The organism is Arthrobacter sp. (assembly GCF_048266065.1).
In the GTDB taxonomy this organism is placed as follows: domain Bacteria; phylum Actinomycetota; class Actinomycetes; order Actinomycetales; family Micrococcaceae; genus Arthrobacter_H.
Genome location: NZ_JBLXAH010000005.1, coordinates 292656 through 305904, shown reverse-complemented (window position 1 = coordinate 305904; position 13249 = coordinate 292656). Strand labels below are relative to the sequence as shown.

12 protein-coding genes and 1 tRNA gene are annotated in these 13249 nt (G+C 70.9%); 7 read left to right on the top strand and 6 right to left on the bottom strand.

Annotated elements, in window-relative coordinates; genetic code table 11:
- Positions 1–62 precede the first annotated feature (62 nt).
- Both ACN0TP_RS10665 and ACN0TP_RS10660 read left to right on the top strand, forming a co-directional pair.
- Positions 63–971 carry an ABC transporter permease gene (locus ACN0TP_RS10665; RefSeq protein WP_417218817.1) on the top strand — a complete coding sequence of 303 codons (909 nt, stop codon included), beginning with the start codon at positions 63–65 and terminating at the stop codon, positions 969–971.
- Between the two features lie 3 nt (positions 972–974).
- A complete protein-coding gene (locus ACN0TP_RS10660) occupies positions 975–1766 on the top strand; it encodes an ABC transporter ATP-binding protein (RefSeq protein ID WP_417218816.1) in 792 nt (263 codons plus the stop codon).
- Positions 1767–1933: 167 nt separating this feature from the next.
- On the opposite strand, the gene ACN0TP_RS10655 is transcribed toward ACN0TP_RS10660, so the two are convergent.
- The 6 genes from ACN0TP_RS10655 to ACN0TP_RS10630 form a co-directional block, all read right to left on the bottom strand.
- A tRNA-Arg gene (locus tag ACN0TP_RS10655) sits at positions 1934–2006 on the bottom strand.
- Positions 2007–2088: 82 nt separating this feature from the next.
- Entirely contained in the window at positions 2089–2688 is a 600-nt protein-coding gene (locus ACN0TP_RS10650; protein ID WP_417218815.1) for a hypothetical protein, read from the bottom strand.
- A complete protein-coding gene (locus ACN0TP_RS10645; RefSeq protein ID WP_417218814.1) occupies positions 2685–4076 on the bottom strand; it encodes a DUF58 domain-containing protein in 1392 nt (463 codons plus the stop codon). Before ACN0TP_RS10645 ends, ACN0TP_RS10650 begins: the two co-directional genes overlap by 4 nt.
- Positions 4073–5077, bottom strand: a complete 1005-nt coding sequence (locus ACN0TP_RS10640) for an AAA family ATPase (RefSeq protein ID WP_417218813.1) — start codon at positions 5075–5077, stop codon at positions 4073–4075. The genes ACN0TP_RS10645 and ACN0TP_RS10640 overlap by 4 nt, the downstream gene beginning before the upstream one ends.
- Complete coding sequence (locus ACN0TP_RS10635) at positions 5074–5559, bottom strand: hypothetical protein (RefSeq protein WP_417218812.1); 486 nt, start codon at positions 5557–5559, stop codon at positions 5074–5076. The genes ACN0TP_RS10640 and ACN0TP_RS10635 overlap by 4 nt, the downstream gene beginning before the upstream one ends.
- The gene (locus tag ACN0TP_RS10630; RefSeq protein WP_417218811.1) at positions 5556–6311 is read right to left on the bottom strand and encodes a DUF4129 domain-containing protein; all 756 of its coding nucleotides are present in this window, start codon (positions 6309–6311) and stop codon (positions 5556–5558) included. Before ACN0TP_RS10630 ends, ACN0TP_RS10635 begins: the two co-directional genes overlap by 4 nt.
- Positions 6312–6441: 130 nt before the next feature.
- On the opposite strand from ACN0TP_RS10630, the gene argS reads away from it, so the two are divergent.
- Genes argS through thrB form a run of 5 tightly spaced genes read left to right on the top strand, consistent with a single transcriptional unit; the run spans position 6442 to position 12948 of the window.
- Complete coding sequence (gene argS, locus ACN0TP_RS10625; RefSeq protein WP_417218810.1) at positions 6442–8082, top strand: arginine--tRNA ligase; 1641 nt, start codon at positions 6442–6444, stop codon at positions 8080–8082.
- A 2-nt stretch (positions 8083–8084) separates the two neighbouring features.
- Positions 8085–9512 carry a diaminopimelate decarboxylase gene (gene lysA / locus ACN0TP_RS10620; protein ID WP_417218809.1) on the top strand — a complete coding sequence of 476 codons (1428 nt, stop codon included), beginning with the start codon at positions 8085–8087 and terminating at the stop codon, positions 9510–9512.
- Positions 9513–9519: 7 nt separating this feature from the next.
- Complete coding sequence (locus ACN0TP_RS10615; protein ID WP_417218808.1) at positions 9520–10827, top strand: homoserine dehydrogenase; 1308 nt, start codon at positions 9520–9522, stop codon at positions 10825–10827.
- The gene (gene thrC, locus ACN0TP_RS10610) at positions 10828–11928 is read left to right on the top strand and encodes a threonine synthase (protein ID WP_417218807.1); all 1101 of its coding nucleotides are present in this window, start codon (positions 10828–10830) and stop codon (positions 11926–11928) included.
- 3 nt (positions 11929–11931) lie between these two features.
- A complete protein-coding gene (thrB, locus tag ACN0TP_RS10605) occupies positions 11932–12948 on the top strand; it encodes a homoserine kinase (RefSeq protein WP_417218806.1) in 1017 nt (338 codons plus the stop codon).
- Positions 12949–13249: the final 301 nt, after the last annotated feature.

The following is a 13249-nucleotide window of genomic DNA, read 5'->3' as shown; positions in this document are numbered from 1 at the left end:
GTGCCCGGCCGCCACCCGGCCGGGCACCGCCCCTCTCCACCCAACGACACAAGGATCCACACATGATCACTGCGGTTGAACTGGGCCTGATCTACGCGATCATGGCGCTGGGGGTCTACCTGACCTTCCGCATTCTCGATTTCCCCGACCTCACGGTCGACGGCAGCTTCACCAGCGGCGCCGCCGTGGCCGCCATCAGCATCGTCAACGGCATGCCGGCACTGCTGGCCACCATCCTCGCCTTCTTCGTCGGAGCCCTCGCCGGCATCGTCACCGGGCTGCTGCACACCAAGGGCAAGATCAACGGGCTGCTCGCCGGCATCCTGACCATGATCGCCCTCTATTCGATCAATCTGCGCATCATGGGCAAGGCGAACGTCCCCCTGCTGGGCGAGGACACGCTGGTCTCCCCGCTGCGCCAGGCACATCTGACCGGCGGCATCGTCTCGGTGCTGATCTTCTTCGGCGTCGCCCTGGTCCTGAAGCTCGTGCTCGACTGGTTCCTGCACACCGACGTCGGCCTGGCCATGCAGGCCACCGGGGACAACGAGGAGATGATCCGCAGCTTCGGCGTCAACACGGACAACCAGAAGATCCTCGGCCTGGCCATCTCCAACGGCCTCGTCGCGCTCTGCGGGGCGATGATCGCCCAATACCAGGGATTCGCCGACGTCGGCATGGGCATCGGCCTGATCCTCATCGGCCTGGCCTCGGTCATCATCGGCCAGGCGATCTTCGGGACCCGCACCATTTTCGTGGCCACGCTGGCCGTCATCCTCGGATCGGTGCTCTACCGCGTCTTCATCCAGGTGGCCCTGGACGCCGGCCTGGACCCGAACGACATGAAGCTGATCTCCGCCATCCTCGTGGTCATCGCCTTGGTGCTCCCGCAGTGGAAGGGCTTCAGCCGATTTGGCCGACGCATGCGCACCATCACCTCGGCCGCCGAAAAGCAGAAGGAGACGGTCTAGGCCATGCTCGAAGTCAACCACCTGTCCAAGACGTTCTTCGCCGGGACGGTCAACGAGCGCAAGGCGCTGCGCAACATCAACCTCACCTTGTCCGAGGGCGAGTTCGTCACGGTCATCGGCTCCAACGGCGCCGGCAAGTCCACAGTGCTGAACATGGTCGGCGGCAAGCTGCGTCCCGATGCCGGAACCGTGAGGATCGCCGGCAAGGACGTCACCAAGCTCGCCGACCACTCCCGGGCCCGGTACGTCGGGCGTGTGTTCCAGGATCCGATGGCCGGCACCGCGCCGAGCATGACGATCGAGGAGAACATGTCGCTGGCCCTGAACCGCGGCAAGCGGCGCGGGCTGGGGCTCGGGGTGACCAAGGGCAAGCGCGAGCAGTTCGCCCATGAACTCGCGGCCCTCGAGCTCGGCCTGGAGAACCGCCTGAAGGCCAAGGTCGGCCTGCTCTCCGGCGGCCAACGCCAGGCGCTCTCGCTGCTGATGGCCACCTTCAGCGGACCGAAGATCCTGTTGCTGGACGAGCACACCGCGGCGCTGGATCCCCAGCGGGCGGCCCTCGTGGCACGGCTGACCGAGGAGATCGTCAACCGACACCGGCTGACCACGCTCATGGTCACCCACAACATGGAGCAGGCACTGAAGCTGGGCACCCGGCTGGTCATGATGCACGACGGCGAGATCATCCTCGATCTCGACGCCGAGGCCAAGTCAAAGATGACGGTCCCCGGCCTGCTCAAGGAGTTCGAGAAGATCAAGGGAGCCCAACTCGACGACCGCACCATGCTGCAGTAGCGACCCGCAGGGGCACCAGCAGCGGCCCGCCACCGGAATCCTCCGGTCGCGGGCCGCTGCTGTGCATGATCCGGGGACAATTGCCGGACGGGCCCACGGGAGGTGGAGGGCAGGAAAAAGGTCCCCGGCATGAATGCCGGGGACCTCTTTCAATTGCCCCCCAGAAGTGCCCTCGAAAGGATTCGAACCTTCGACCTGCTGCTCCGGAGGCAGCCGCTCTATCCCCTGAGCTACGAGGGCGTGCCGCGATCGTGTCTGCGGCGGGAACCTCAAAGAGCTTAGCAGGAAGTCGGCGTGCCCACGTAACCGGCGCTGCCCCCAATCAGTCGGGGTTCTCGTCCCGTCCCGCGATCCGCGATGCCACCAGGGCGCCCCCGGCCAGCACGCAGGCCGAGACGATCCCGGCGGCGGCCCCCAACGCCCCCGTGGACCCGGGCCCCCACAGGGCCAGCAGGAGCACGACGACGGTGAGCAGCTGGGCTCCCACCTGCGGCCAGAGGGCAGCCCGGGCCGCGGCGTGCAACGCCGCCCGGGTGAAGCGGGCCGAGCGCGGACCCATCGCCGCCAACCCCAGCAGCACATGGATGAGGTGGGCGGCCACCACGTACAGCGGCAGCGTCCACCACCCCACGCCGCCGATGCGCACATAGGCGGCACCGAGCAGCAGCACCGCGATCAACGAGGTGACGTGCTGGGGCCACAGCAGCACCAGGGCGGCCCCTGCGGCCACGATGGCCAGGGCACCGACCCATTCGAACAGCCCCTGGCCCAGCGCCGCGGCGATCGCCGCGGGCAGGGTGCCGGCCACCAGCAGGGCTGCTGCGGCCACCGCCAACGTCGCTGCGGCAACCGTGCCGCCGCCCAGTGGTTCCAACGAGGCCTCCCGGTGTGCCGGTGCCAGGGAACGCAGCAGCCGGTTCACCGGGCACCACCGGGCACCGTGCGTGAGCGGGCGCGCTGCAGGCTCCAGCCTTCAACCGCTTCACGCAGGTTGCCGGCCGGCAGCACCGGGATCCCCTCACCTGCCAATTCGGCCACTACCGCGGCCCGCGTGGCCAGCAACAGGGCCAGGGCCTGCGCCTCCGCCGCGGGAAGTCCCGTGTCATCGGGGGCCGGAAGGGTGTCCACGACGGCGACGATGTGCCCGGAGCGCACCCACCGGGCCGGCACCGCAGCGGTATCAGGCTCGAGGAGCGGTGAGAAGAAATAGACCAGCGTCCCGGGCGCGGGTGCCGGGGTGCGGGAGGGTTCGATGCTGGTGGAGGGCACGGCCAACCCCGCCAACCGGCGGCGCAGCAGCTCGAGTTGGCGGTGGCCACCGGCCGGCCGCAGGGGCGCCCCGAATCCAAAGGCATCCAGCAGCCCGACCCGGTCGCCCCGGGAGGCATACGCGGCGGCCACCGACCCGGCGGCACTGCGGGTCAGCTGCAGGCTCGAGGACAACCGCAGCGCGTCCAGGCTCGGATCGATCCAGGCGGCGATCCTCGAGGGGATGTCCACGCGCGCATCGATGGCCAGGGTCACCCCGGCGTCGGCCGGGGCGAGGTACCGGCGCACCAGCGGCGTGCCGGCGGCGTCGGTGCTGCGGGCGGTGGCCCGCCAGTCGATGTGCCGCCGGTCATCGCCGGGACCCAGTGGCCCGATGTCCCGGATCTCGGTGCCGCCTCCGCGCAGCCGCGCATGGTGGGATCCGGCGTGCGCACGCAGGGCAGTGGGAACCGGCAGCCGGCGCAGCGGGGCGGGCTGTGGTTGGAGCATGGCGGTGAGCACCCCGGTGGTGGCCTCGTCGCGGCAGAGGCCCAGATCGGTGCTGTAGGTCGACACCCGGTAGTCCAGCAGGTCGCGCCGGCCACCCAACGGCACCCTGACCCCCAGCAAGGTCGTCTCGGCTGCGGTGGCGATCAGCGCCGATTCCCGGCCCCCCGGGGCCAGCGCCCGCACGGCCATCAGCGTCTCGTCGGCGGCACCCGGATCGCTGGCACCGGGATCGCCGGCACCGGGATCGGCGAGATCCCGGAACGCGACGGCCCGCCGTCCGCCGGAGACCGCATCCTGGACCATTTCCGGGGCGAACCCCAGGCCGGGGGCGTGCCGCTGGCCCAGGCGACGCGGCGTGGACGCGGCGATCAGCGCGAACAGCCCCCCGAACACCGCAAGATCGGGGCGCCGCGCCACGGCCGCACCCACGGCGAAGAGCAGGGCCAGCACGACGGCCACGCCCCACTGCGGCGAACGCGCCGCCGGGCCGGGGCTGGCCGGTCGGTTGCGCGCGTCCACCAGCCGGGCCTGGGATGGCTCGGGGGCACTCATGGTGCGGTGGCCGGCCCGGGGACCGTGGAGGTGAGCCGGTGGACCAGCTCCACGGGGTCGGACCCGCGGGCCCACGCCGCGGGGGAGAGCACCAGGCGGTGGGCCAGGGCCGGAACCGCCACCGTCTTGACGTCCTCGGGCACCACGTAGGCCCGGCCATCGAGCGCTGCCACCGCCCGGGCGAGCAGCACCAGCGCCTGGGAACCACGCGGGGACGCCCCGACCTGCACCTCGTCGAGGTCACGGCTGGCGGCGGCGAGCCGGACGGCGTAGGCGACGATGTCGGGGGAGACGGGGATCCCCGCCAGCGATTCCTGCAGCCGGCGCAGTCCGGCAGGATCCAGCACGGGGTCCAGGACGGGTTCCACCAGCCCGCGGAGCAGCCGGCGTGACACGATGTCGGATTCGGCCTCGGCGGTGGGGTATCCCAGGGACAACCTGACCAGGAACCGGTCCAGCTGCGCCTCCGGCAGGGGGTAGGTGCCCTCGAACTCCACGGGGTTGGACGTCGCGAAGACGTGGAAGGGCACCGGCAGGATGCGCGTGGATCCCTCCACGGAGACCTGCCCCTCCGCCATGGCCTCCAACAGTGCCGACTGCGTCTTGGGTGAGGTGCGGTTGATTTCGTCGGCCAGCAGCAGGCCGGTGAACACCGGGCCGGGCTGGAACTCAAAGCTGCGTTCCACCGGATCGAAGATCGAGGACCCGGTGACGTCGGAGGGCAGCAGGTCCGGGGTGCACTGCAGCCGCCGGAAACCGAGCCCGAGCGTCTGGGCCAGGGACCGGGCCACCAGGGTCTTGCCGAGCCCGGGCATGTCCTCGAACAGCACGTGGCCCCCGGCCAGGACGGCGGCCAGGGCCAGGCGCAGCGGCTCCCGGGTCCCCACCACGGCGGCCCCGACGCCCTCCAGCACCGCGGCGCCCGCAGCGGCGACCGCCTCGACCGTTTCGTGGTCGGCGCTGGAGGTGCGGGCTGTGGAACCGGCGGGGGTCTCGGTCATGGTGTTCCTTTCGAGGGGACGGTGGAGGTGTGCGTGGCTGCCGTGAGGAAGGCCCGGATCTCGTGGGCGGCTGCCGTCGCCTGCCGGGCGGTGAGGTCGTGGCCGGCCGCCAGTTCACGCTGCACCACCTCGGTGGCGCGGCCGACGGACGCCGCGTCTCCTGCGGTGCGGACGGCGACGGCCACCGCATGTTCCAGCGCCCGGGCCGCGGGGGAGTGGCGGTGGATGCGCCGCGCCAGCAGGGCGAACGCCGTGGTGCGGAACGCCTCGTTGCCGTTGGCGGGCCGTCCCGGTGCCAGCATCGCCCGGCCGGAGAAGGTCAGCAGGGGAAATAGGGTGAACAGGTAGCCCAGGCAGATGCCCAGGGCGGTGAACAACGCGGTGTGGCCGGGATCGATGCGGGTGTAGAGGCAGAAGGCCAGCGCGACCAGGCCAAAGGACCCGGGGCCGATCCAGGCTGCCCTGCGTCCGCGGCGGCTCATGCCCGGTTCCCCACGTGGGCCCTGCCGGCGGCACCGACGTCGGAGGCGAGGCGTGCGAAGTCCTCGGAGGCCTGGCGCACCTGCCCGGCGTCGGGCTCCCAGCCCGGCACACCGACGTCGTACCTGACACGTTCATACAGGGCGAGCAGCCGCGCCAGCGGGGCTGCCGTGACGCCGAAGGCCGCCAGCATGGCACCCGCCTGCTCGGTCGGGGTCAGGGCCCGGTCGCGGGTGAGCCCCCGGGCGGCCGACAGGCGTTCGAGCTCGGCCCAGGAGGCGATGATGCGTGAACGGATCTGTGCGCCGGTGGCATCCTGAAGCGAGGTCCGGGCGCGGGTGAGGGTCGCGGCGACCTCGGAGCGCAGCCGGGCCTCGGCGGGGATGTCCTCGACGGCGGAGGCCTGCGGGGGATCGGCGGCGCGTTCGCGGCGCCGCAGCGAGATCACCATCCCGACCACGAAGAGCACGACGACGGCGAAGAGCACCGCGGCAATCGTCTGCCCGATCCTGCCGATGGCCGTGTCATCCGGGCGGTGTTGCGGATCCACGACCTCATCGGGGGGCGTCGGGGATTCCGCTGCAGCCGGCGGCGGCCCGATGTCCGGCGCCTCCAGCACCAGCCCTTGCGGGCTGTGGTGGGTCATCGCCGGAAGGGTCGCCGCCCCGAAGACCACCAGCAGGGAACCGAGGAAGACCAGCAGGAACACCGCCGATGGCCGCGGCACCCGCCTGGCGTTCCGTTCCCCGTCCATGGTCCCCCTGTCCTTGTGAAGCACTTGATGCGGAATCTACCAGTTGTGGCCGCCCCGCGGGAGGGGGTGCGTCGCGGGTCGCCGGTTCACCGAGTCGGGGAGCGGGGGCGGTGGCCGGTATCCTTGGGGGGTGACTCCTGAAGAACTCTCCCTCGCCATTTCCGCCTGCCTGCGCGACGCCGTCGCCGCCGGTGACTTCACCGTCGACGTCCCCGACGAGGTGCGGGTGGAGCGGCCCAAGAGCCGCGAGCACGGCGACTGGGCCACGAACATCGCCCTGCAGCTGGGCAAGAAGGCCGGCATGAACCCGCGCGAGTTCGCCACCGTGCTGCAGACCCGCCTGGTCCAGATCCCCGGCGTCACCGCCGTGGACATCGCCGGACCCGGCTTCCTGAACATCACCGTGGACGCCGCCGCAGCGGGCGAACTGGCGAAGGCCATCGTCCAGGCGGGGGCGGCCTACGGCTCCAACGAGGCGCTCGCCGGCCACGTGGTGAACATGGAGTTCGTCTCCGCCAACCCCACCGGTCCGCTGCACATCGGCCACACCCGCTGGGCGGCCCTGGGCGACTCGATCGCCCGCGTGCTCAAGGCCAGCGGCGCCGAGGTCACCCGCGAGTACTACATCAACGACGCCGGCAACCAGATGAACGTGTTCGCCCAGTCGGTCTACAACCGCCTGCACTCGCTGCCGGTGCCCGAGGGCGGCTACCCGGGCGAATACATTGCCGAGCTGGCCCACCAGGTTGCCGCGCAGCACCCGGGGATCCGCGAGCTGACCGAGGAGGCGGCCCTGCCGGTGGTCCGCGAACTGGCCTACACGGCCCAGCTGGCGGACATCCAGGCGACCCTGACCGACTTCGGGGTCACCTTCGACGTCTTCTTCTCCGAAACCCAGCTGCACTCCACCGGAGCCGTCGAGGACGCCGTCGCCCGCCTACGCGAGCAGGGGCACGTCTTCGAGAAGGACGGGGCGCAATGGCTGCGCACCACCGACTTCGGCGACGACAAGGACCGCGTGCTGATCCGCGCTAACGGCGAACCCACCTACTTCGCCGCCGACGCCGCGTACTACCTCTCCAAGAAGGACCGGGGCTTCGCCGAGAAGATCTACCTGCTCGGCGCCGACCACCACGGCTACGTCTCGCGCCTGCGGGCCATCGCCGCCTGCGCGGGCGACGATCCGGCGAAGAACATCGAGGTCCTGATCGGCCAGCTGATCTCCGTCAACGGGGCCAAGCTCTCCAAGCGGGCCGGCAACATCATCGAACTGCGCGATCTGATCAACTGGCTCGGCGCCGACGCGCTGCGCTATTCGCTGGGCCGCTACCCGGCGGATTCGCCCATGGCACTGGATCCGGAACTGCTGAAGAAGAACACCAACGACAACCCGGTGTTCTACGTCCAGTACGCCCACGCACGCTCCTGTGCCGCGGCCCGCAACGCCGTGGCGAAGGGCGTGGAGCGCACCGACTTCGATGCCTCCCTGCTGACCGACCCGACGGAGAACGACCTGCTGGCCATGCTCGGCCAGTTCCCCTCCGTCGTCGCCCAGGCAGCCTCCTTCCGCGAACCGCACCGCGTGGCCCGCCACATCGAGCAGATCGCCGGCGCCTACCACCGCTGGTATGCCGCCTGCCGTGTCACCCCCGTCAACGACGAGGCGGTGGAACCGATCCACCGCACCCGCCTGTGGCTCAACGACGCCACCACCCAGGTCATCGCCAACGGGCTGGACCTGCTCGGCGTCTCGGCACCGGAGAAGATGTAGCCGTGGGCGCCTCGGCATTGGCCCCCGACTGGCTGTCCTTCCCGGCCGACGCCAACGCGCTGCGCGGTGTCCAGTGGGCCGCTGGCGTCGCGCGCACCGACGACGGCGAGCTGGCCGTCCAGGGTCTGCGCGTCTCCGAGTTGGCCCGCGAACACGGCACGCCGCTGTTCGTGCTGGACGAGGACGACTTCCGTGCCCGCGCGGCCGGCTTCCGCGACGCGTTCAACGCGGCCTTCGCCGACCTCTGCGGCGGGGTGGACGTCTACTATGCCGGCAAGGCGTTTCTGTGCACCGAGGTCGCCCGCTGGGTGACCGAGGAGGGGCTGCGGCTGGACACCTGCTCCGGCGGCGAACTCGCTGTGGCCCGCCGCGCCGGCGTCCCGGCCGGGAACCTGTCCCTGCACGGGAACAACAAGTCATCCGCCGAGATCGAGACAGCCCTGGGCATGGGCCTGGGCCGGATCGTGGTGGACAGCCTGGACGAACTCGAACGCGTCGCGGCGATCGCCGGGCGCCTGGGCACCACGGCGAACGTGATGCTGCGGTTGACCCCGGGCGTGCACGCCAGCACCCACGAATTCATCGCCACCGCCCACGAGGACCAGAAGTTCGGCCTGTCCATGGCCGCGGACGACGCCGGGGCCTCACCGGCGGCGCAGGCCGTCGCCTTCGCGCTGGTCTCCCCGGCCATCCACCTGCTGGGCGTCCACGCGCACATCGGATCGCAGATCTTCGAGGCCGAGGGCTTCGAGGTCGCCGCCCGCAAGATGCTCGGGTTCCTTGCGGCGGTCCGCGACACCCACGGCGTGCAGTTGCCGGAGCTGGATCTGGGCGGCGGGTACGGCATCGCCTACACCGAGGCCGACACCCCCCGGGAGCCGGCCGAACTCGCCCAGGCGATGGCCGCCGTCGTGCGGGAAGAAGCGGCGGCGCTGTCGCTTCAGGTGCCGCGGATCTCGATTGAACCCGGCCGGGCCATCGCCGGTCCCAGCACGTTCACCCTCTACGAGGTGGGCGTGCGCAAGACGGTGGCCGTCGACGCCGTCGACGCCGACGGGGGCACGCTGCCGCGGCGCTACGTCTCCGTCGACGGCGGGATGAGCGACAACGCCCGCCCGGTCCTCTACGACGCGGACTACACCGCCGTGCTGGCCTCGCGTGTGACGGATGGTGAACCGATTATGTCCCGCGTGGTTGGAAAGCACTGCGAAAGTGGTGACATAGTCGTGCGGGACGTTTACCTGCCGGACGATGTGGCGGCGGGCGACCTGCTCGCGGTCCCCGGGACCGGGGCCTACTGCTGGGCGTTGGCCAGCAACTACAACTACCTGGCCCGGCCCGCAGTCGTCGCCGTTCGCGGCGGAGTGGCCCGCACCATCATCCGCAGGGAAACCGAAGACGATTTGTTGGCCCGTGACATGGGAGCGTAGATAACACGTGAAGAAACTCAGGGTGGCCCTGCTCGGCTGCGGCAATGTCGGTTCCCAGGTGGCACGGATCCTGCTGGACGACGCCGGTGAACTCACCACGCGGGTGGGCGCCGAACTCGAACTCGCCGGCATCGCGGTGCGCAATACGGCTGCACCGCGCGACGTCGAGTTGCCCGCCGCGCTGTTCACCACCGACGCCGAGGCGCTCATCGACGATGCCGACATCGTCATCGAGCTCATGGGCGGGCTGGAGCCGGCGGCGACGCTGATCCGCCGGGCCATCGACGGCGGCGCCACGGTGGTCACCGGGAACAAGGCACTGCTGGCCAAGGACCTGCCCGGGCTCTCGGCCCGCGCCGGGGAAGCCGGCGTGCAGCTCTCCTACGAGGCGGCCGTCGCCGGGGCCATCCCGATCCTGCGGCCCATCCGCGACTCGCTGGCCGGGGACCGGATCACCAAGGTCATGGGCATCGTCAACGGCACCACCAACTACATCCTCGACGCCATGGACACCACCGGCGCGCAGTTCGACGATGCGCTGGCCCGGGCCCAGGAGCTCGGATACGCCGAGGCCGACCCGACGGCTGACATCGAGGGCCACGACGCCGCGGCGAAGGCGGCCATCCTGGCGACCCTGTCCTTCCACGCCCCCTTCGACCTGGACGATGTGCACTGCGAGGGCATCACGGCGGTCACCGCCGACGACGTCGCCGCGGCCCGCGAGCAGGGCATGGTCATCAAGCTGCTGGCCATCGCCGAACGCCTCGGCGACGGCAACGGCTCCGAGGGCGTGGGCGTCCGCGTGCACCCCACCCTGATCCCGCGCGTCCACCCGTTGGCCGCCGTGCACGGTGCGTTCAACGCGGTGTTCGTGGAGGCCGACAACGCCGGGGAGCTGATGTTCTACGGCCAGGGGGCCGGCGGAAAGCCCACCGCCTCGGCGGTCGTCGGCGATGTGGTCTCCGCCGCCCGCCGCGTGGTGCTTGGCGGGCCCGGCCGCACCGAATCCACCACCGGCACCGTGAAGGCGCTGCCCATCGAGGCGGTGTCGACCAGCTACAGCATCGGGTTGCGCGTCAACGACAAGACGGGGGTGCTGGCCAAGATCGCCACGATCTTCACCGATCGCGGTGTCTCCATTGAATCCATGCGCCAGATCCCCGAACCCGTGGACGGGGACGACCCCGGATCGGCAACCCTGCGCTTCGTGACCCACCAGGGCAGCGAGGCGGCACTGGCCGCCACCGTGGCGGACATCGAGGCGCTGAAGGTCGTCACCGCCGTTACATCAGTACTGAGAGTCGAAGGAAACTAAGTGGCCCACCAGTGGCGCGGAGTCATCCGCGAATACGCATCCCGCCTGCCCGTCAACGACTCCACCCGGGTCATCACGCTGGGGGAGGGCGGCACGCCGTTGGTCTTCGCCCCGGCGCTGTCCGAACTCACCGGATCCGAGGTGTACCTCAAGGTCGAGGGGATGAACCCCACCGGCTCGTTCAAGGACCGCGGGATGACCATGGCCATCACCGCAGCCGTCGCCGCCGGTGCCGAGGCCGTCGTCTGCGCCTCCACCGGCAACACCTCGGCCTCGGCCGCCGCCTACGCCACCCAGGCCGGGCTCAAGTGCGCGGTGCTGGTACCCGACGGCAAGATCGCGATGGGCAAGCTCTCCCAGGCCATCGCCCACGGCGCCGAACTGCTGCAGGTCAACGGCAACTTCGACAACTGCCTGGACGTCGCCCGCAAGCTGAGCGAGAACTACCCGGTCTTCCTGGTCAACTCGGTGAACCCAGCCCGCATCGAGGGCCAGAAGACCGGTGCCTTCGAGGTCGTGGACTTCCTGGGCGACGCCCCGGACTACCACCTCCTGCCCGTGGGCAACGCCGGAAACATCACCGCGTACTGGAAGGGCTACAAGGAATACTCCGAGCCCTACGACTCCGAGACCGCGGGAACGTTGCCGGCCGTCTCCACGAAGCGGCCGATCATGTGGGGGTTCCAGGCCGCCGGCTCGGCGCCGATCGTCGCAGGACACCCGATCACCGAACCGGATACCATCGCCACCGCCATCCGCATCGGCAACCCCGCCTCCTGGGAGCAGGCCGAGGCGGCACGGGACGAATCCGGTGGCCTGATCGACGCCGTCACCGATGAGGAGATCCTCGGCGCGCACCGCTGGCTGTCCTCCCGCGAGGGCGTTTTCGTCGAACCCGCCTCGGCGGCAGGCGTCGCCGGCCTGATCAAGCACCACGCCGCCGGCAACGTGCCCACGGGGAAGAAGATCGTCATCACGGTCACCGGCCACGGGCTCAAGGACCCCCAGTGGGCGCTGCGCAACGCCGATGGTTCCGACGTCACCCCCACCAAGGTCGACTTCGACGTCGTCGCGGTCGCCGACGCCCTCGGACTGGCCTGAACGATGACCGCGAGAACCCCGGCCGGCTTCCCGGTGCCGCAGGCCCCCATCGCCGGGCCCTGCATCGCCCCGGGGCAAAGCGTGACGGTCCTGGTCCCGGCGACCACCGCCAACCTCGGCCCGGGCTATGACTGCCTCGGGATGGCGCTGGGCCTGCACGACACCCTGACGGTGACCACCACCTCCGAAACCGGGGTGCACGTGGACATCGACGGGGAGGGCGCCGGGTGCCTGCCCACCGACGCCAGCCACCTGGTGGCCCGCACCATCCTCACCCGCTGGTCCGACGCCGGGGCCGCCCCGGCCGGGCTGCGGTTGCACGCGCGCAACGTCATCCCGCATGGCCGCGGGCTCGGCTCCTCGGCAGCGGCCATCGTCTCGGCCCTCACGGCGGCCGACGCCTTGCTGCCCGAGGACCTGCGCCGGGACATGGAAGCCCGCGAGAGCGTCTTCGCCGCCGCCGCACGGCTGGAGGGCCACCCCGACAACGTGGCACCTGCCGTCTTCGGCTCCCTGACGCTATCCATGCAGGACGACGCCGGTGCCACCAGCACCGCGCTGGCCCTGGACGAGCGGATCGTCCCCGTGGTGGCGGTTCCCGACGTGGAACTGTCCACCCGCACGGCCCGGTCCCTGCTGCCCGACACCGTCCCGCACGCCGTCGCCGCGGCCAACGGTGCGCGCGTCGGGCTCCTGGTGCACGCCCTGGCGATGGACCCCTCGCTGCTGCTGGCGGCCACCGAGGACCGGCTGCACCAGGACCACCGGGCGCCGGCCATGCCCGCCTCCGCGGCGCTGATCGCGCGGCTGCGCGCCGCCGGGCACGCGGCGGTGGTCTCCGGTGCCGGTCCGACGGTGCTGGTCCTGGCCGCTTCCACCGACGAGGCCCGCGAGGTGTCCGAACTGATCGCCGGGCAACCAGCGGCCGGCACGCCGGGCACCGACGGGGACGCCGCGGTGTCCTGGCGTGTCCTGATGCCCGGCGTCGACCGTGACGGTGCTAGACTGGAAGCGCACTAGCGGTATTGACCCCGCCTTCCGGGTCCGTGGCGACTTGCCACAGCCGGAATCCGGACACGCTTGGATCGTGCACTTCGAGAACCCCACTTCGTGGATCCCTTGTGCCGGTCCGATGCGCCGCCGCGTGCGGCTTTCAGACTGGCCGTGCTCCGGGTCCCGGGGAACCAGACGGCCATCACACAGGATGAATGCCTCAGGGCGCCACCGGCTTTTCCGCCGCAGCGTCCGGCAGCCGGCCCGCATCTGAAGCGGATCACCGGAAGACAACCCAGCGGATCGTTCCGACACGATCCGCCTGACG